General features: G+C 45.7%; 18 protein-coding genes. 15 read left to right on the top strand and 3 right to left on the bottom strand.

Translation table 11 applies throughout. The annotated features are described in order from the left end of the window. The first annotated feature begins 3 nt into the window (after positions 1-3). The 9 genes from pstB (at position 4) to trxB (ending at position 7,312) form a co-directional block, all read left to right on the top strand. Positions 4-759 carry a phosphate ABC transporter ATP-binding protein PstB gene (gene pstB, locus IV64_RS08630; RefSeq protein ID WP_057706846.1) on the top strand — a complete coding sequence of 252 codons (756 nt, stop codon included), beginning with the start codon at positions 4-6 and terminating at the stop codon, positions 757-759. A gap of 11 nt (positions 760-770) precedes the next feature. Beyond that, the gene (gene phoU / locus IV64_RS08625; protein ID WP_057706845.1) at positions 771-1,445 is read left to right on the top strand and encodes a phosphate signaling complex protein PhoU; all 675 of its coding nucleotides are present in this window, start codon (positions 771-773) and stop codon (positions 1,443-1,445) included. 99 nt (positions 1,446-1,544) lie between these two features. After that, on the top strand, positions 1,545-1,868 hold the full coding sequence (locus IV64_RS08620; RefSeq protein ID WP_057706844.1) for a PspC domain-containing protein: 324 nt from the start codon (positions 1,545-1,547) through the stop codon (positions 1,866-1,868). Between the two features lie 15 nt (positions 1,869-1,883). Beyond that, positions 1,884-2,249: a phage holin family protein gene (locus IV64_RS08615; protein ID WP_057706843.1), complete on the top strand. Its 366-nt coding sequence runs from the start codon at positions 1,884-1,886 to the stop codon at positions 2,247-2,249. Between the two features lie 144 nt (positions 2,250-2,393). Beyond that, complete coding sequence (hprK, locus tag IV64_RS08610) at positions 2,394-3,341, top strand: HPr(Ser) kinase/phosphatase (protein ID WP_057706842.1); 948 nt, start codon at positions 2,394-2,396, stop codon at positions 3,339-3,341. Positions 3,342-3,359: 18 nt separating this feature from the next. Continuing rightward, on the top strand, positions 3,360-4,205 hold the full coding sequence (lgt, locus tag IV64_RS08605; RefSeq protein WP_057706841.1) for a prolipoprotein diacylglyceryl transferase: 846 nt from the start codon (positions 3,360-3,362) through the stop codon (positions 4,203-4,205). A 20-nt stretch (positions 4,206-4,225) separates the two neighbouring features. Continuing rightward, complete coding sequence (locus IV64_RS08600; protein ID WP_057706840.1) at positions 4,226-5,242, top strand: NAD(P)H-dependent glycerol-3-phosphate dehydrogenase; 1,017 nt, start codon at positions 4,226-4,228, stop codon at positions 5,240-5,242. A 48-nt stretch (positions 5,243-5,290) separates the two neighbouring features. After that, positions 5,291-6,211, top strand: a complete 921-nt coding sequence (galU, locus tag IV64_RS08595; protein ID WP_057706839.1) for a UTP--glucose-1-phosphate uridylyltransferase GalU — start codon at positions 5,291-5,293, stop codon at positions 6,209-6,211. Between the two features lie 162 nt (positions 6,212-6,373). Continuing rightward, complete coding sequence (gene trxB / locus IV64_RS08590) at positions 6,374-7,312, top strand: thioredoxin-disulfide reductase (RefSeq protein ID WP_057706838.1); 939 nt, start codon at positions 6,374-6,376, stop codon at positions 7,310-7,312. A gap of 61 nt (positions 7,313-7,373) precedes the next feature. On the opposite strand, the gene IV64_RS08585 is transcribed toward trxB, so the two are convergent. Both IV64_RS08585 and IV64_RS08580 read right to left on the bottom strand, forming a co-directional pair. Then, complete coding sequence (locus IV64_RS08585; RefSeq protein ID WP_057706837.1) at positions 7,374-8,006, bottom strand: DUF421 domain-containing protein; 633 nt, start codon at positions 8,004-8,006, stop codon at positions 7,374-7,376. Further along, entirely contained in the window at positions 8,006-8,458 is a 453-nt protein-coding gene (locus IV64_RS08580; RefSeq protein ID WP_057706836.1) for a DUF3290 domain-containing protein, read from the bottom strand. The genes IV64_RS08585 and IV64_RS08580 overlap by 1 nt, the downstream gene beginning before the upstream one ends. A 205-nt stretch (positions 8,459-8,663) precedes the next feature. On the opposite strand from IV64_RS08580, the gene IV64_RS08575 reads away from it, so the two are divergent. Next, on the top strand, positions 8,664-10,391 hold the full coding sequence (locus IV64_RS08575) for a phospho-sugar mutase (protein WP_057706835.1): 1,728 nt from the start codon (positions 8,664-8,666) through the stop codon (positions 10,389-10,391). Positions 10,392-10,484: 93 nt separating this feature from the next. On the opposite strand, the gene IV64_RS08570 is transcribed toward IV64_RS08575, so the two are convergent. Continuing rightward, the gene (locus IV64_RS08570; protein WP_057706834.1) at positions 10,485-11,042 is read right to left on the bottom strand and encodes a M15 family metallopeptidase; all 558 of its coding nucleotides are present in this window, start codon (positions 11,040-11,042) and stop codon (positions 10,485-10,487) included. Positions 11,043-11,207: 165 nt separating this feature from the next. Between IV64_RS08570 and IV64_RS08565 the strand changes: the two genes are divergently transcribed. The 5 genes from IV64_RS08565 to IV64_RS08545 all read left to right on the top strand — a co-directional run bounded on the left by IV64_RS08565 (position 11,208) and on the right by IV64_RS08545 (position 18,757). Next, entirely contained in the window at positions 11,208-12,404 is a 1,197-nt protein-coding gene (locus IV64_RS08565) for an MFS transporter (RefSeq protein ID WP_057706833.1), read from the top strand. A gap of 160 nt (positions 12,405-12,564) precedes the next feature. Then, the gene (locus IV64_RS08560) at positions 12,565-13,212 is read left to right on the top strand and encodes an HD domain-containing protein (protein ID WP_057706832.1); all 648 of its coding nucleotides are present in this window, start codon (positions 12,565-12,567) and stop codon (positions 13,210-13,212) included. A gap of 139 nt (positions 13,213-13,351) precedes the next feature. Beyond that, positions 13,352-15,355: an excinuclease ABC subunit UvrB gene (gene uvrB / locus IV64_RS08555; RefSeq protein ID WP_057706831.1), complete on the top strand. Its 2,004-nt coding sequence runs from the start codon at positions 13,352-13,354 to the stop codon at positions 15,353-15,355. A gap of 11 nt (positions 15,356-15,366) precedes the next feature. After that, positions 15,367-18,222: an excinuclease ABC subunit UvrA gene (uvrA, locus tag IV64_RS08550; RefSeq protein ID WP_057706830.1), complete on the top strand. Its 2,856-nt coding sequence runs from the start codon at positions 15,367-15,369 to the stop codon at positions 18,220-18,222. Between the two features lie 58 nt (positions 18,223-18,280). Continuing rightward, complete coding sequence (locus IV64_RS08545) at positions 18,281-18,757, top strand: S-ribosylhomocysteine lyase (protein WP_057706829.1); 477 nt, start codon at positions 18,281-18,283, stop codon at positions 18,755-18,757. Positions 18,758-18,967: the final 210 nt, after the last annotated feature.

Here is an 18,967-nt window from a genome sequence, read left to right as displayed (position 1 = left end):
GCCATGAGTACGATTTTGAAAACAGAAAACTTACACTTGTTCTATGGTAAGAAAGAGGCCCTCAACGGCATTGATATTGATTTCCAAGAAAAAGGTATTACGGCCTTAATTGGGCCCTCAGGTTGTGGAAAATCAACGTTTTTACGTTGCTTGAACCGGATGAATGATTTGATTCCGGGTGTTACGGTAACGGGAAACGTCGAATTTAACAACACCAATATTTATGCGCCCACGACCGATACTGTTCAATTGCGGAAGGAAATCGGCATGGTGTTTCAACAACCTAACCCGTTTCCGTTCTCAATTTACGAAAATGTCGTGTATGGCTTGCGGTTAGCAGGGGTTCGCGATAAGGAACGCTTAGATGCGGCAGTTGAAAAGAGTTTAAAACAAGCGGCCATTTGGGATGAAGTTAAGGATCGGTTACACCTCAACGCCTTAGCACTCTCTGGTGGTCAGCAGCAACGGGTGTGCATCGCCCGGGTGTTAGCCGTGGAACCAGACATTATCTTGTTAGATGAAGCCACCAGCGCGCTTGACCCGGTATCAAGTCACATGATTGAAATGACGCTATTGAATTTGCGTCACGATTACACTATCATAACTGTTACGCATAATATGCAGCAGGCTTCACGAATTTCTGATCGGACGGCGTTCTTCTTGAATGGTGAACTGATTGAAGTTAACGATACGAAACAGATTTTCATGAATCCGGTTAAACAAGAAACCAATGACTATATTTCAGGACGATTTGGTTAGGAGGATAAACCATGCGACGACTATTTGATGACGAGTTAAATGATATTGACGCTAATTTTACCGAAATGGGTATGATGGTTAGCGAAACGATTGAAAAGGCCGTTAAAGCTTTTATCGATCATGATCGAGATTTGGCCCAAGAAATTATCGACAATGATGCAAAAATCAACCAACGTGAAGTTGAGTTGGAACAAAAATCATTTGAAATGATTGCCCTGTATCAACCCGTGACTTCTGATTTACGGGAAATTGTCACGATTTTGAAGGCTGTATCAGAATTGGAACGGATGGCAGACTATGCCCGCAACATTGCGCACGCAACGATTCGGGTCAAAGGACACGTTCGGGTACCTGAGATCGAAGCCGCACTCTCTGAAATGGGGAACCGGGTTCGGTCAATGGTTGAAGAGATACTGTCCGCCTACGTTAAAAGTGATGACATCGCCGCGCGGAAAGTCGCCGCACGTGACGCTAAGGTTGGCGAGATGTTTGATAAAATCAACGCCAAGGGAATTTCAAAGATGGAACGTCATCCGGAAACGGTGATTGGGTCCACCGACTATTTGAACGTGGCCAGCTACTTGATGCGTATCGGGGCACTGGTCACAAACATTGGTGAATGGATCGTCTATCTAAATACCGGTGAAATTATTGAATTAAATCCGGAAAGCTCCAATCTAGTTTAGTTAATCGTAAATAATCTTTAAAGCCGGTTCGTCTAGTTTGCAACCGGCTTTTACAATTAGTAAGATATAATTAGACTAAACTTATTGAGGTGTCTAATTATGAAAACTAATACTAAAAGAAAATTAACTAAATCGAATAACCGCGTGATCGCCGGAGTACTTGGTGGGATTGCGGAGTATTTAAACTGGAACGCTAACGTTTTACGGGTGCTTTTTGTCTTATTGACCATTGCCTCACACGGTTTTGGGATACTACTCTATCTTGTTTTGATGACCATTATGCCAAGCAAGCCTGAAAATGCCGGGTTCTTTGAACAAATGCGGCGCGCAACTCAGGACGGGGATTCGACTCACTCGCAACCCAAGGGGCGTAAAGAGATTCATAATGTGCACGAAGAAGACGAACCGCGTCACCGCGATTAATGGAGTGATAGACCAGTGGGCTTTTGGAAACGAATTTTAATAAATACAATCTTATTCATTGCCATCGCGGGGTTCTTTCAATCGAGCTTCCACGTGGCAAACGTCTGGATCGCATTGCTAGCAAGCTTTGTATTAGCGATTTTGAACGCAGCGATTAAACCTTTTTTGGTGCTATTGTCACTGCCAATCACGCTGATTACGTTAGGCTTGTTTAGCATTGTGATCAACGGATTCATGCTTCAGATGACGTCATACGTTGTCGGGAAGGCTAACTTTGGGTTTTCCAGTTTTGGAATGGCCGTGTTAGTCTCAATCTTAATGTCACTGGCAAATGTGATTGTATCTAATTTTTTTGCGAAGAGTGGAGTCAATGGTGATTAAAGCGCTTTAAAGTGCTAAGATTAGAAGATAGGAATAATCCGTTTTCAGTCAAAAGTGTGGAGGCTTGAAAAAGTAATGCAATAGCATTACCGGACAATGCCGACCACACTTTTTTAATGACTGAACGACTTAGGAGGGATTTACTTGGCAGAAAGTGTAACCGTTGCCGATTTGGTGAAAAATACACGTTTAGACGTCTACCATGGTGCTGATTTGTTGGCTGATAAGGCTGTTACGACTAGTGATATTTCACGACCGGGACTGGCTTTAACCGGCTACTTCAACTACTATCCGCGTGAACGGGTTCAGTTATTAGGAAAAACTGAAACCGCCTATTCTAAAAATATGAGTCATGATGAACGTTTAATGATCTTTCGTAAAATGTGTCAGTTAACGACCCCAGCGTTTGTTATTTCAACGGGGCTACCAGTTCCAGATGAACTGGTTCAAGCTGGTCAGGAAAATGGTGTGCCCATTTTAGGAACCAAGATGACATCTTCACGGATCTTAAGTAATATGACGAACTACTTAGAAGGCAAACTTGCGGAACGCCAGTCCGTTCACGGCGTACTCGTTGATATTTATGGCTTAGGGGTTTTGATTACCGGTGATTCTGGCGTTGGTAAGAGTGAAACGGCGCTAGAATTGGTTAAACGTGGTCACCGACTGATTGCTGATGATCGGGTCGACGTTTACCAACAGGATGAACAAACGTTGGTCGGTGAAGCACCTAAGATCTTGAATCACTTGCTCGAAATTCGTGGTATTGGGATCATTGATGTGATGAATTTGTTCGGTGCTGGCGCTGTTCGTCAGGATACGGATATTGATCTAATTGTTCACTTAGAGAGTTGGACGCCTGATAAGCAATTTGATAGACTAGGGAATGGAGAACAGTCCCGGAAATTCTTTGACGTTGAAGTTCCGGAAATTTCAATTCCGGTTAAGACTGGGCGTAACTTAGCCATCATTATTGAAGCGGCCGCGATGAACTTCCGGTCCGAAAGTATGGGCTACGATGCCACCAAGGTCTTTGATGACAACTTAAACTCGTTGATTAAAGAAAATTCTGCGCACGATTCTCACAAGTAATAAGGAGATGGCAATAGCGTGAAAACCGTTTTAGGGGCACTCAATCCAATCGCATTACGATTGGGACCAATTGAAGTTCACTGGTATGGGGTAATTATTGCGAGTGCCGTAGTGATTGCGGTTGCGTTAGCAGTACATGAAGGTCAGAAACGTGGGATTCGTCCCGATGACATTTATGACATGATTTTGTGGGCTTTACCATTTACCTTGATTGCTGCACGACTCTATTACGTTGTGTTCCAGTGGTCGTATTACAGTCAAAATCCGGGTGAAATTATTCGGATTTGGGATGGTGGGATTGCGATTTATGGTGGCCTGATTGGGGCGGGCATTGTGGTCGTACTATTCTGCCGATCCCGTTTTGTGCCAGTTTGGTTAATGCTCGATGTCGCGGCACCGACCGTGATTATGGGGCAAGGAATTGGCCGGTGGGGTAACTTTATGAACCAAGAAGCTTTTGGCCGGATCACCAGTCTGAGCTTCTTACAGGGGTTACATTTACCTAACTGGTTGATTGAACAGATGCACATCAATGGTGCTTATCGGCAGCCAACCTTTTTATATGAATCGGTTTGGGATCTTTTAGGCTTTGTGGTCTTAATGACGACCCGCCACCGGACCGGATTATATAAACAAGGCGACGTTTTCTTAACGTATGTCGCTTGGTACTCGTTTGGCCGCTTCTTCACGGAAGGCATGCGAACCGATTCGTTAATGTTGTTTAACGTTATCCGAATCTCGCAGGCGTTATCGGTTGTCCTGTTTATAGGTAGTGTTGGTTTGATTATTTGGCGGCGACGTCATTTAGCCAATGCACGCTGGTACCTCGACGGCTCTGGTCAAAAGGTTGTTACAGAAAAATAGTAGATTAGAGGGTTATTCGAATGACAGAAAAAATTGCGGTTTTAGGTGCGGGCTCTTGGGGCAGCATCTTAGCAAACTTATTGGACGAAAACGGGAATGACGTACGGTTATGGTCAAATTCTGAAGCACAGGCTGCAGAATTAAACGATCACCATACGAATCAACATTACGTTCCAGATTTTCACTATTCAGAATCACTCACAGCATATACTGATTTAGCTGCTGCTTTAGACGGGGTTGCTGCCGTTTTGTTTGTAGTCCCAACTAAGGCAATCCGTAGCGTGGCCCAACAGGTTGCTGCTGTTTTACAACAAACGCATCAAAAGCCAATCATTATTCACGCTAGCAAGGGGCTAGAGTTAGAGACCCACAAGCGTTTGTCACAAGTGTTAGCTGAAGAAATTCCGGCTGACTTACGACAAGCCATCGTTGTCTTATCTGGTCCAAGCCATGCTGAAGAAGTGGCTAAACGCGATATTACGCTGATTACGGCTGCTAGTGAAGATACGAAAGCTGCCACGTTTGTGCAACAGCTGTTCATGAACGATTACTTCCGAATTTACACCAATAATGATGTCATTGGGGTTGAATTAGGCGCTGCTTTGAAGAACATCATTGCCTTAGGCGCAGGGGCGTTACACGGCCTCGGCTACGGTGATGATGCCAAGGCCGCTTTAATGACCCGGGGACTTGCCGAAATTAGTCGTTTAGGGGTCGCGCTAGGGGCGCAACCACTGACCTTTATCGGTTTGTCAGGTGTCGGTGACTTGATCGTAACGGCTACCAGTGTGCATTCACGTAACTGGCGTGCCGGGAACGAACTTGGTTCTGGTCAAGACTTGAAGACGGTTATTGAGACGATGGGAATGGTTATTGAAGGTATCCCATCGACAAAGGCCGCTTACGAATTAGCTCAGCAACAAAGTATTGAAATGCCAATTACTGAAGCCATTTATGATGTATTATATAATAATGCTGACATCAAGCAGGTCATTCCGCAATTGATGCGGCGTGAGGGGAAACCTGAGCTTCAATAAGTTTGGTCGTCAATAGTTAATATTTCACTATTTTAGGAGGATTATCACATGTCAAAAGTTAGAAAAGCCGTTATTCCAGCAGCTGGGTTAGGAACTCGTTTCTTACCAGCCACGAAAGCAATGCCGAAGGAAATGTTACCAATCGTCGACAAACCAACGATTCAGTTCATCGTCGACGAAGCACGCAAATCCGGAATTGAGGATATTGTGATCGTTACTGGAAAAAGTAAGCGAAGTATTGAGGACTACTATGACTCCAATCCTGAGCTTGAAGATAACTTACGTGCTAAGCACAAAGAAGAGATGCTGAAGTTAGTTCAAGAAACTACGGATATTAACTTATACTTTATCCGTCAATCACACCCACGAGGCCTCGGGGATGCCGTATTAACGGCGAAGGCCTTTGTTGGCGACGAACCATTCGTTGTCATGTTAGGTGATGACTTGATGGAAGATAAAGTTCCGTTGACGAAGCAGTTAATGAATAGCTATGATAAGACCCATGCTTCAACGTTAGCCGTTATGAAGGTTCCTCACGAGGAAGTTTCGAAGTATGGTGTCATCAATCCTGAAAGTGAAAAGGAACCCGGCCTGTACAATGTGAACAACTTTGTTGAAAAGCCAAGTCCCGAAGACGCACCTAGTGATTTAGCTATCATTGGTCGTTACTTATTGACACCAGAGATTTTTGATGTTTTGGAACATCAAAAACCTGGTAAGGGTGATGAAATCCAATTAACGGATGCCATCGATACCTTAAACAAGACGCAGCGCGTGTTTGCCCATGAATTTAAGGGGACTCGTCATGATGTTGGTTACAAGTTCGGTTACTTGAAGACCACCATTGAATACGGGTTGACTCATCCAGACGTTAAGGATGATTTACGGGCCTACATTAAAGACTTAGGTTCAAAGCTGACTAAAGAAGACAGCACAACGACTAAGCCAGTTAAAAAGAATACGAAATAATTAATCTGAGGGATCCGCGAGTAACTTTGCGGACCCCTCGTCTTTATCAACGAACTTGCCAAAACAAACTTTTCCGGTGTGTACAAACAACATAGTCGACAAATGTAAATTTTGGGGGTATATTAAGCCACATAGTAATTTAAGTGGAAGGGGTCTTTTAAAATGGCAAAGCGTTACGACGTGATTATTATTGGTGCGGGGCCGGCTGGGATGACCGCCGCCCTCTACGCTTCACGTGCCAATTTATCCGTACTGCTATTAGATCGTGGGATCTATGGCGGCCAAATGAATAATACCGCCGCAATTGAAAATTACCCGGGGTTCAAATCAGTTTTGGGACCGGATCTCGCCAAGGATATGTATGAATCGGCCACTCAGTTTGGGGCTGAATACGCATACGGGAGTGTCGAATCGGTTGAAGATCAAGGCGATATTAAGATCGTTAAAACCGACAGTGATACTTTTGAAACTAAGGCAATTGTCATTGGGACGGGCTCTGAATACCGCAAGTTAGGTGTGCCAGGTGAAGATACCTATGGTGGCCGGGGCGTTTCGTACTGCGCGGTCTGCGATGGGGCGTTCTTCAGAAATAAGCACGTCGTCGTTATCGGTGGCGGTGATTCAGCAATTGAAGAAGGTAGCTACCTGACACAATTGGCTGACAAAGTAACGGTTATTCACCGTCGGGACCAATTACGGGCCCAACAAATTTTACAAGACCGGGCGTTTGCGAACCCGAAGATGGAATTTGTTTGGAACAGCAACGTTACGGAAATTGTCGGTGACGACAAGAAGGTAACGGGCGTTAAAGTCAATAACAATAAAACTGGTGAAGACAGTGAAATTGCCGTTGACGGGGTCTTCATTTACGTGGGGATTAACCCAATTACAAAACCATTCGGTAATCTTGGGATTACGGATGAAAATGGCTGGATTGAAACGAACGACCACATGGAAACGAAAGTTCCTGGAATTTTCGCAGTCGGTGACGTTCGTAAGAAGGATCTTCGTCAAGTTGCAACCGCTGTTGGTGAAGGTGGGACTGCCGGTCAAGGCGTCTACACTTACATTAGTGCGTTAGGCGACAAAGTGAACAACTAAAATAGTTATCAAAAAGGCACTTGGATTAATTCCAAATGCCTTTTTTTGACTGGCTAAATAATTAGCGTTGATAGGGAAACAGGACGAGTTGGTGATTCGTATAAGTTGCTAAGTAAATGTCACTGACCTGGTAGTGCTTGGCGGCTAGCTGGTCATCAAGCCACTGCCGGTCGTGCTGGCTCGTTTCAAGGGCGTCCACGTTGACTTGCCCATCAACAATCATGGGGTACTTAATGGTGTCGTCACCAGCTTGCGTAATGGTCAATTGTCCGTTCTGTTCTAGCACGGCCCGTTTGACGTGGCGAATGTCGGTGATGCCCTCAGTTCGCAAGCGGAAGGTCAAGTCGTTAGCGCTCATGCCATTTCGGAGCGCGGTGGCGACGAGTAACTCCCCGTTTTTGATTAGTAGCTGCGGCTTACCGTCGATGAGTCCCTTCACGTAACGGTTGTGATGCGTTAAGAAGCGTAGGACCAATACGAGAATGGTCCAAATTAAGAGCACTAAGATGTATTGAAGCACGGTGACACTGGTACTATAGATCATGCCACCGACAATGGCCCCTAAAACGTAATTTTGAACTTGATCCAGCGCGCTGATGGGGGCAAGGTTGCTTTTACCGGATAAGTTGATTTGTAAAATAATGGTTAATAGCCCAAGGGCCAGTTTAATGGTAACGTCCCAGTAAGAAAACATTACTTTTCCTCCTTTACGTAGTTGAGTGGTTGCTGAATTGGGGTGGCCGTGGTCAGGGTGTAACTGTTACCATCTGGGTTAATGGTCACGTTATAGATTTGATCCTGAACTTTGATCAGCATTCCGCTACTGACCGTACTGGTGTTGGACCACACCGTCGTTTTTGCGACGCCCTTTTCCTTTGCCACCCGCTGCATGATCTGGGTGACCTGGGATTTTTGAGTGAAACTGGATTGGAGCGTCTGCCATTCGTTAACTTGAATGCCAACCAGTAGTAAAAGGACCAATACCATGATGATAAACAGGTCCCGGTATTTTAAATCGGTTTTATGGCGGTACCAAAGCCAACTTAAGAATGCAATAATTACAATAATGATACTAATAACTGCGAGTTGAAACAGGATATGATTGCTGTTTTGGTGGGCCAAATACCCGTATGAATAAAAAGTCATATTTGCCTCCTTGATAAACATAATTATACCAAGTTAAGACGGTGACTGAACAAAGAGACGCTTGTCAATCCCAGTCCATTCAGCAGATTTTTAATAAAGAAAGGCTTACTGGACAATATTCTTATTAAATTTTACTTTGTCGAGTGGGACAATGTTGTATACTAGTTTTGTAAGCACTAACAAATTAGAATTGGGGATGGTCTCTTTGAGTTGGCAGGATACTTATAATACCTGGAAAAACCAAGCTACACTTGAATCAAGTTTAAAGCAAGAATTGACGGCCATGGCCGGTGATAACGCGGCCTTGGAAGATGCTTTTTATCAACCGATGGAGTTTGGGACGGCAGGGATGCGTGGCGTTCTTGGCCCCGGCATTAATCGGATGAATATTTACACGGTTCGACAAGCTACGGAAGGCTTAGCGCGGTTTATGGACACGCTGCCCGCCGATGTAAAGGAACGTGGTGTAGCCATTAGTTTTGACTCCCGGCATCATTCGAAGGACTTTGCACACGAATCAGCACGGGTCTTAGGGTTGCATGGTATCAAATCGTTCGTATTCGAAAGTTTACGGCCAACCCCAGAACTGTCTTTCACGGTTCGGCATTTACACACCTATGCCGGTATCATGATTACGGCTAGTCATAATCCTAAACAATATAACGGCTATAAGATTTACGGTGAAGATGGGGGCCAAATGCCACCAAAGGAATCGGACTTAATTACGTCGTACATTCGGAAAGTCTCCGATTTATTCGCTATCGAAGTTGCGGATGAAGACCAATTATTAGGGGACCACACGGAAACCATCATTGGTGACGACGTGGATCAAGCTTACTTGGCAAAGGTCAAGGAAGTGACGATTAACCAAAAGCTGGTCGATGAAGTTGGTAAGGACATGAAGCTGGTCTTCACGCCATTACACGGAACGGGCCGGATGTTAGGCGAAAAAGCCTTGAAAAATGCCGGTTTCAAGAACTTCAGCGTGGTTAAAGAACAGGCCGTTGCGGATCCAGAGTTTTCAACGGTTAAGTTCCCGAACCCTGAATTCCCAGAAGCCTTTAAGATGGCCATTGACTTAGGCAAAAAGGAAGACGCTGACGTTTTGATCGCCGTTGACCCTGATGCTGACCGTTTAGGAACTGCGGTTCGACAACCTGACGGTGAATACGTCCTATTGACGGGGAACCAAATTGCGGCTGTCTTATTGCACTACATCTTACAAGCAAACAAAGATGCGGGGACGTTGCCTGACAACGCCGCAGCTGTGAAGTCGATCGTTTCCTCTGAATTTGCGACTAAGATTGCCAAATCTTACGGCGTGCAGATGATCAACGTTTTGACTGGGTTTAAGTACATCGCTGAACAAATCGAACATTTTGAAGCTACCGGCGAACATACTTATATGTTTGGGTTTGAAGAAAGCTACGGCTATTTGATCAAGCCATTCGTTCACGACAAGGATGCCATTCAAACCACGGTACTCTTAGCCGAAGTTGCCGCTTATTACAAGCAACAAGGGAAGAACCTTTACGATGGTTTACAAGATCTCTTTGCAGAATACGGATACTTCCGTGAAAAGACAACCTCTGAAGAGTTTGATGGGGTTGGCGGTAGCGACAAGATTGCCGCTTTGATGACGAAGTTCCGTGAAGAAGCCCCAACCGACTTTGCCGGTTATACGGTTGATTCTACCGAAGACTTCCAGAGCCAAACTGAAACGTTTGCTGATGGGCATACGGCACCAATTGCCTTGCCAGAAGCTAACGTGTTGAAGTACAAGTTGACCGACGGAACGTGGATCGCCATTCGCCCATCTGGGACCGAACCTAAGATTAAGTTCTACATCGGGACACTTGGCAAGAGTCTTGCTGAAGCTAATAATAAGTTGGCCCAGTTTGAGGCTGCTATTCAAGCGTTTATTAAAGAGTAATCGCCGCTAGTCGGCGCACAAAAATGAGCCTTAGGAAATCATCGATTTCTTAAGGCTCATTTTTTGTCTCATTTTGAGTTGATGTCAGTTAAGCTAAGCGTAGTCATTGGGATCAGCGGCTAACGGTTGGTACTGATCCATTGCGGCGTCGCGGTAGTCCCACCATTCATTCTCGTAGCCGATGAAGCCCGCTGCGGTCATCGCCGCGTCTAAAATTTGGTAGTAGTGATCTTGAAGGGGTGTTCTGGGGGCATCCCGGTGTGCGGCTGCCGTAAAATCGTCAAAGGCAGTTGGCATGGGACACTCTTTGCCCTGGGCATCGGTTAGGGTTAAGTCTAACGTGACGCCTTTTTGATGGCTAAAGTTCGGGTTAGGTTTTGCGACAAATTCGGGGTCAGGATAGACGTCAAAAAGGCGCTTTTGCGCACTCACTGGGCGGTAGGCGTCCCAAATTTTGAGGCGGAAGCCCTGGTCCTTGACGAGTTCGCTAGCCCGTGCCAATTTTTGGGCTGTCCCGGTTCGCACAATGGCGGTTGTAAAGTCGTAAACCACCTGATGGGTAAAGTTATTAGTTGTCGCGTAACGGAGCTCAACAATGATATCGGGGTCGAGCTTTTGAATGTTTGTAAACCCCATGGCTTCGGCTTGCATAACATGGCCTCCCTGTCTGTTTGATTAAGCTAATTGTAACGAAGATTCCCGTTATTTGCTGAGAAAGCGAATTCACAAGCTGACAAACTTTAAACTAGCTTTTAATAATTAGCCTTGATATGATGGATAGCGTTGCATAAAATTATTTATATCGGGGTGAAGCCTATGAGTCGGCAAACGAAACGTGCCATTTTTATTTTAGTGTTTAGTGAATTTTTAGTCTGTTTAGGAATTAGTTTAGTGATTCCAGTCATGCCGTTTATTAAGAACGAGCTTCATTTAACGGCGACTGATATGGGAATCATGAACGCGCTATTCGCGTTGGCTCAATTTGTGGCTTCCCCCATTATTGGCCGGGTCTCGGACCGCATTGGCCGCAAGCCAGTTTTGACCGCTGGCCTGATACTTTACATGGTTTCGGAGTTCCTATTTGCCCTGACCAACCAACTGTGGGTCTTTAACGTTTCCCGAATCGTGGGTGGACTCTCCGCTGCAATGGTTGTGCCCACTGCCATGGCGCTAGCGTCGGACATCACGACGAAACGGCAACGGGCCCGTGTGATTGGGTGGTTATCAGCCGCATTTAGTGGGGGCTTGATTTTAGGCCCGGGAATCGGTGGTATTCTAGCCGGAATCAGTTATAAGACGCCATTTTGGGTCGCCGGGGGCTTAGGGTTATTGAGCGCCGTTGTGTTAGTCGTCTTATTGCCGGCGGATCGTGACATTGATCCCGACCGCGAAGACATTGCGGAAAACGCAGCTGAATCCCACCATCCCATGTCACGGGCATTTTGGACATTGCCCATTATCATCCTATTTACAATGATCCTAGTTTCTTCGTTTGGGTTACAAGGATTTGAAAGTATTTATAGTATTTACGTGAACGAAGTCTTTCACTTTAGTTTAAATAACATCGCGTTAGTTTTGACACTCAACGGGTTGATCTCGCTGTTTCTACAAGTGGCGCTGTTTGATACCTTTGTCCAACGCTTTGGTGAACGGCGGGTCATCCGGGTTTGTTTTGCCGCTGCGGCAATCTGCACGATTTGGATTACCCAAGCCCATACCAAACTAGAAGTTATGGTGGCGACGTTAGTCATATTCTCCGCGTTTGACTTGTTACGACCAGCCATTACGACGCTACTAACCAAGGCTAGTGAATCCAATCAGGGATTGATCAACGGCTTGAACATGTCACTGACTAGTGTCGGCAACATTGTTGGGCCGATTATGTCCGGGATGTTATTAGACATGAATTACCATTACCCGTACATTGTTGTGGCCGTTTTCTTGATCGTGTCGTACTTGATGGCCTTCATGTTACGGTTACCGGGAAAATCTAATAAAATTAAACAAGCATAAAGCTAGAAAGATAGGGATTCAGAAAGTCTTAAATGATTTCTGAATCCCTATTTTGTATCCTTAACGCAATCCGGTAGTGCTGCCCGCAATTTGGTTGCGTCCTGAAAGGGCCTTTGTTACACTTAGGCAAAACTAACGGCGTGAAGGATGGTGGCTCATTATGGGAATGCATCAATATTTACAAAGCTTGAGTAACTTAGAAACGATTCAGCGGGCACCGGGGTTCTTTAAGTATCAGAACCATTCCGTGGCAGCCCATTCATTTAAGGTGGCGGAGACCGCCCAGTTTTTAGGCGATGTTGAAGAAAATGCTGGCCAAAAGGTGAACTGGCGCGCCTTGTATGAGAAAGCCCTCAACCATGACTATAACGAACGGTTTATCGGTGACATTAAGACGCCGGTGAAATACGCCACCCCAACACTGCGGACGATGCTGGCGGACGTGGAGCACGAACTTTCCCAAAATTTTGTGCATAATGAAATTCCGGCTGAATTTCAAGCGGCGTACTCCCGGCGGCTATCTGAAGGTAAGGACGACACGTTAGAAGGGCAGATTTTGTCCGTTGCGGATAAGATCGACTTACTGTATGAATCCTTTGGTGAGATTCAAAAGGGTAATCCAGAGCCGGTCTTTACGGATATTTACCGGGAAAGCTTGAAAACGATTGTGGCGTTTAAGCGGATGGCGAGCGTGCAATATTTCTTAAAAGCAGTGTTGCCAGAAATGTTAGCCGAACCGTTTACGAATCAGGATCATTTGCGGGCGCTGACGAGTCAGATTTTAAAGACAGACCAGCAATCCGATTAATGGCGAAAGTATGTTCGATGTGCTAAAATAAATAGCGGTTTTAAAGGGATAGGGAGCACGGCTGCCTATCTTTTTTGAAGTGTGAACTTCTAGTAACGATTATTGTAAATAAAGATGAGTCTCAAAGGAGGAGTCACGTTTGATTGATCGAGTAAATAACAACAAGTTTGACTTAGTTTCGGACTATCAACCAACTGGTGATCAACCCCAAGCTATCCAGCAGTTAACAGCTGGAATTGAAGCGGGGGAAAAAGAACAAGTTTTGATGGGTGCGACCGGGACCGGGAAAACGTTCACGATTTCGAATGTCATTGCCCAAGTTAATAAGCCAACCCTGATTCTTTCACATAACAAGACGTTGGCCGGTCAGCTTTACGGCGAATTTAAAAAGTTTTTCCCGAATAACGCGGTTGAATACTTCGTTAGTTATTACGACTATTATCAACCGGAAGCGTACGTTCCTTCGAGTGATACTTACATTGAAAAAGATTCCGCAATCAACGATGAAATTGATAAACTTCGGCATTCCGCCACTAGTTCCTTACTTGAACGAAACGACGTCATCGTGGTGGCCTCCGTCTCCAGTATTTTTGGTTTAGGGGACCCGACTGAATATAAGAACCACGTCGTTTCATTGCGGGTCGGGATGCAGATTGATCGTAACGACTTATTACGTAAATTAGTAGATATTCAATTTGATCGAAATGACATTGATTTTCAACGGGGCCGGTTCCGAGTTCACGGTGACGTGGTCGAAGTTTTCCCAGCTTCGCGGGATGACCACGCGTTACGGGTCGAGTTCTTTGGCGATGAGATCGACCGGATTCGAGAAATTGATGCGTTGACGGGTGAAGTGGTCGGCGATCGTGATCACGTGGCCATTTTCCCGGCGACCCACTTTATGACAAACGACGCGATTATGGAACACGCGATTAATGGCATCGAAAATGAATTGGATGGCCGTCTCAAGGAATTGACAACGGATGGTAAGTTGCTTGAAGCCCAACGGTTAAAGCAACGGACTACTTATGATATTGAAATGCTTAAAGAAATGGGCTACACCAGCGGGATTGAAAACTATTCACGCTTTATGGATGGGCGCAAACCTGGTGAACCACCGTACACGTTGTTAGACTTCTTCCCCAAGGATTTCTTAATGGTCGTCGATGAATCTCATGTGACGATGCCACAAGTACGCGGGATGTATAACGGTGACCGTGCCCGCAAGCAAATGTTAGTTGATTACGGGTTCCGGTTGCCGAGTGCGCTGGATAACCGGCCGCTAAAGCTTGAAGAAGTGGAACAACACATTAACCAAGTTGTTTACATGTCAGCGACGCCCGGACCATACGAAATGGACCGGACAAAGCACGTGATCCAACAAATTATCCGACCAACCGGTTTGCTAGATCCAACTATCGAAGTGCGCCCAATTATGGGCCAAATCGATGACCTTGTTGGCGAAATCAATAAACGAATTGAACGCGACGAACGGGTCTTTGTGACGACGTTAACTAAGAAAATGTCTGAAGATTTGACGGACTATCTAAAGGATTTAGGAATCAAGGTCCAGTACTTGCATAGTGACATCAAGACTTTGGAGCGGACTAAGATTATCCGGGATCTGCGATTAGGTAAGTTCGACGTGTTAGTCGGAATTAACTTGTTACGTGAAGGAATTGACGTTCCCGAAGTTTCGTTGGTTGCCATTTTGGATGCTGATAAGGAAGGCTTCCTGCGTAATGAACGGTCACTCATTCAAACGATTGGGCGGGCTGCGCGTAATGAACACGGTTCGGTTATTATGTACGCGGAGCACACGACTGATTCGATGCAGGCGGCCATTGACGAAACGGCTCGTCGGCGTAAGATTCAGATGCAGTATAATGAAGACCATCATATTACGCCACGGACGATCAAGAAGGCCATTCCGGAATTGATTGCGTCAACTAAACAGACGGAAGATAGCGGTAAGAAGGACGACTTCTTAGAAACCGACTTTGACGATATGACGCACGAACAACAACTTGATATGATTAGCAAGTTGGAAGAACAAATGAAGACCGCTGCCAAGAAACTCGACTTTGAACAAGCCGCAACTTTGCGTGATACGGTCATGGAATTGAAAGCACAGATCAGCTAGGAGGTCTTTTTTTGGCAAACGATAAGATTATCATCCACGGTGCGCGTGCCCATAATTTAAAGAACATTGACGTGACGATTCCCCGCAACAAGTTAGTGGTTATTACCGGCTTGTCCGGTTCTGGGAAAAGCTCGTTAGCCTTTGATACGCTCTACGCGGAAGGTCAACGGCGCTACGTCGAAAGTTTATCGGCGTATGCCCGCCAATTCTTAGGGCAGATGCAAAAGCCCGACGTGGATTCAATTGACGGGTTAAGCCCGGCAATTTCCATTGATCAAAAGACGACCTCAAAGAACCCGCGGTCAACCGTCGGAACGGTTACCGAAATCAATGATTACTTACGGTTACTGTGGGCACGAGTGGGTCAACCAATCTGTCCAAATGACGGGACGCCGATTGCGAGTCAAACCGTTGAACAAATGGTTGATCGGGTTCAAAAGCTGGCCGAGCGAACAAAGCTACAAATTTTATCACCGATTGTGCGCCAGAAAAAGGGCGAACACAAAAAGGTCTTTGAAAAGATCAAGCGGGAAGGCTTTGTCCGGGTTCGAGTAGACGGTGACATTCGTGACATTAGTGAAGACTTTGATTTAGATAAAAACAAACAACACACGATTGAAATTGTGATTGACCGAATCGTCGTTAAACCCGGCGACCGCTCCCGGTTGTTCGACTCGTTTGAAGCCGCGCTCCGCTTGAGTGGCGGGTACGCCATTGCCGACGTGATTGGCGGCGACCCAATTCTGTTTTCTGAACACTATGCTTGTCCGGTCTGTGGGTTTACCGTGGGGGAACTTGAACCCCGGTTATTCTCATTTAACGCCCCACAAGGCGCCTGCCCAGACTGTGAAGGCTTAGGCGTTAAACTGGAAGTTGATGAAGACTTAGTTGTTCCGGATAAGACGATGACGTTGGCGGAAGGGGCGTTGGCGCCTTGGAACCCAATCAGTTCACAGTATTATCCCGAAATGTTAAAGCAAGCTTGCGAACAGTTAAAGATTCCGTTGGACGTGCCTTACGAAGATTTATCTAAGGCTGACCAACAGACCGTCTTATACGGTTCAGATGGTAAGACGTTCCACTTCCATTATCAAAATGATTTTGGTGGGGTACGGGATGTCGACGCCGTCTTTGAAGGAGTTATCAATAACGTTGACCGGCGTTATCACGAAACGAACAGTGACTTTACCCGTGACGTGATGCGCAAGTACATGACTGAATTAACTTGTCAGACTTGTCATGGTTTTCGATTGAATCGTAAAGCCCTTTCCGTTAAGGTCGGCGGCGAACATATTGGGATGGTTTCCGACTTGGCCATCGGGAAAGAAATCGACTTCTTTAAGGGGTTGAAGTTCTCCGAACAGGACCTAGTCATTGCCCAACCAATTTTAAAAGAAATTAAGGACCGCTTATCCTTCCTGCGTAACGTGGGCTTGGCTTACTTAACGCTCAGCCGTTCAGCACGGACGCTATCCGGTGGGGAGGCGCAACGGATTCGGTTAGCAACCCAAATTGGGTCGAACTTGTCCGGAGTACTTTACATTTTGGATGAACCTTCAATTGGTTTGCACCAACGCGATAACGACCGGTTAATTAGCTCATTGAAAAAGATGCGGGACCTTGGCAATACGTTGATCGTGGTTGAACACGATGAGGACACCATGCGTGCCGCGGATTACCTGATTGACATTGGCCCTGGGGCTGGTGAAAACGGTGGTGAAGTCATGGCTGCCGGAACGCCTAAGCAGGTGGCACGTTCCCGGAAATCGTTGACGGGGCAATACTTGGCTGGCAAACGGTTTATTCCGGTACCGGCCAAGCGTCGGCCTGGAAACGGTAAAAAGATCAAGGTGACTGGCGCCGCTGAAAACAACTTGAAGGACATTACCGTAGACTTTCCACTCGGGGAGTTTGTGGTTGTGACTGGGGTTTCGGGTTCTGGTAAATCGACGTTAGTCAACGATGTGCTCAAACGGGCGTTAGCACAAAAGCTCAATCGTAATTCTGAGAAACCTGGTCAGTATAAGAGCATTAGCGGGGTTAAAAATATTGAACGGCTAGTGAATATTGACCAAAGTCCGATTGGACGGACGCCACGGAGTAATCCGGCGACCTATACCGGGGTCTTTGACAACATCCGTGATCTATTTGCGCAAACTAGCGAGGCTAAGCTACGGGGTTACCAAAAGGGCCGCTTTAGTTTCAACATTAAGGGCGGTCGTTGTGAAGCCTGTCATGGTGACGGAATTTTGAAGATTGAAATGAACTTCTTACCAGACGTCTTTGTACCGTGTGAAGTTTGTCATGGCAAGCAGTATAATTCTGAAACGCTAGAAGTTGAATATAAGGGTAAAAACATTGCCGATGTTTTACAGATGACGGCGTCCGAAGCACTCGCCTTCTTTGAACCAATTCCTAAGATTCGGCGGAAGCTACAGACCTTGGTCGATGTTGGCTTAGGCTACGTTAAACTTGGTCAGTCAGCAACGACCCTTTCCGGTGGCGAAGCCCAACGGATGAAGTTAGCGTCTGAACTGCATAAGCAACAGTCCGGTAAGAACTTCTACATTTTAGATGAACCAACGACTGGGCTGCATAGCGAAGATATTCGGCGCTTGATTGGGGTCTTAAACCGCCTTGTTGATGCGGGTAACACGGTCTTAATTATTGAACATAACTTGGACGTGGTGAAGTCGGCCGACTACTTGATCGATTTAGGACCAGAAGGTGGCGACGGTGGTGGTACCGTCGTGGCAACCGGGACTCCTGAAGAAGTTGCGGAAGAACCAAATAGTTACACGGGTCAGTATTTAAAGCCGGTCCTTGAACGCGACCGGGCACGGGAAGCAGCGGAGACGGCCAAATAATTGACTGAGTGTGCTACACTGAACTTGTAATGTAATTTTAACTAGAGGAGTGTTTTTAATGGCTAAAGTAGAAAGTTTTACGTTAGATCATACCAAAGTTTTAGCACCTTACGTTCGTAAAATTACGGTGGAACATGGTCCTAAGGGCGATGCAATCACTAACTTTGATTTACGGTTAGTTCAACCTAATAAGGCTGCCATCGATACGGCGGGTTTACACACGATTGAACATATGTTGGCCGGGTTATTGCGTGACCGGATGGACGGCGTTATCGACTGTTCACCATTCGGTTGCCGGACTGGTTTCCATTTGATTACCTGGGGTGAACACGACACGGTTGAAGTGGCTAAAGCGTTGAAGTCCTCGTTAGAATTTATTGCGGGTCCCGCTAAGTGGGAAGACGTGCAAGGCACAACCATCGACAGTTGTGGGAACTACAAGGACCACTCCCTATTTTCTGCTAAGGAATGGGCTAAATTGATTCTTTCACAAGGAATTTCATCAGACCCATTCGTCCGTAAAGTGGTTGAATAAGGGTTACTAAAATTAAAATAATAAGTGCGCTACCCAATTTTCAGTGAGTGAGAATTGGGTAGCGCACTTTTTTTGGTTGAGTAGGTTTCTAACCATATGATGCAAAAATTAATGAATAAATGTATAAATATTCGTAAATTAAGTGAATATTTGGAAAATAACGAATATTTTATAAAAATAGTTGCATAACATTAAAACGGGTGGTACGAT

Source organism: Lactiplantibacillus xiangfangensis (genome assembly GCF_001438845.1).
GTDB classification, from domain to species: Bacteria; Bacillota; Bacilli; order Lactobacillales; family Lactobacillaceae; genus Lactiplantibacillus; species Lactiplantibacillus xiangfangensis.
The sequence above is the reverse complement of the archived record's forward strand: the minus strand, read 5'-3'. Positions and strand labels throughout refer to the sequence as shown.

What these genes read in the sequence shown, in the direction of transcription:
- IV64_RS08585 (WP_057706837.1), bottom strand. Translation starts at nt 8,006, where the DNA reads ATGTTTTCTTACTGGGACGTTACCATTAAACTGGCCCTTGGGCTATTA.
- IV64_RS08600 (WP_057706840.1), top strand. Translation starts at nt 4,226, where the DNA reads ATGACAGAAAAAATTGCGGTTTTAGGTGCGGGCTCTTGGGGCAGCATC.
- phoU (WP_057706845.1), top strand. Translation starts at nt 771, where the DNA reads ATGCGACGACTATTTGATGACGAGTTAAATGATATTGACGCTAATTTT.
- IV64_RS08570 (WP_057706834.1), bottom strand. Translation starts at nt 11,042, where the DNA reads ATGCAAGCCGAAGCCATGGGGTTTACAAACATTCAAAAGCTCGACCCC.
- trxB (WP_057706838.1), top strand. Translation starts at nt 6,374, where the DNA reads ATGGCAAAGCGTTACGACGTGATTATTATTGGTGCGGGGCCGGCTGGG.
- IV64_RS08545 (WP_057706829.1), top strand. Translation starts at nt 18,281, where the DNA reads ATGGCTAAAGTAGAAAGTTTTACGTTAGATCATACCAAAGTTTTAGCA.
- galU (WP_057706839.1), top strand. Translation starts at nt 5,291, where the DNA reads ATGTCAAAAGTTAGAAAAGCCGTTATTCCAGCAGCTGGGTTAGGAACT.
- IV64_RS08620 (WP_057706844.1), top strand. Translation starts at nt 1,545, where the DNA reads ATGAAAACTAATACTAAAAGAAAATTAACTAAATCGAATAACCGCGTG.
- IV64_RS08560 (WP_057706832.1), top strand. Translation starts at nt 12,565, where the DNA reads ATGGGAATGCATCAATATTTACAAAGCTTGAGTAACTTAGAAACGATT.
- IV64_RS08565 (WP_057706833.1), top strand. Translation starts at nt 11,208, where the DNA reads ATGAGTCGGCAAACGAAACGTGCCATTTTTATTTTAGTGTTTAGTGAA.
- pstB (WP_057706846.1), top strand. Translation starts at nt 4, where the DNA reads ATGAGTACGATTTTGAAAACAGAAAACTTACACTTGTTCTATGGTAAG.
- IV64_RS08580 (WP_057706836.1), bottom strand. Translation starts at nt 8,458, where the DNA reads ATGACTTTTTATTCATACGGGTATTTGGCCCACCAAAACAGCAATCAT.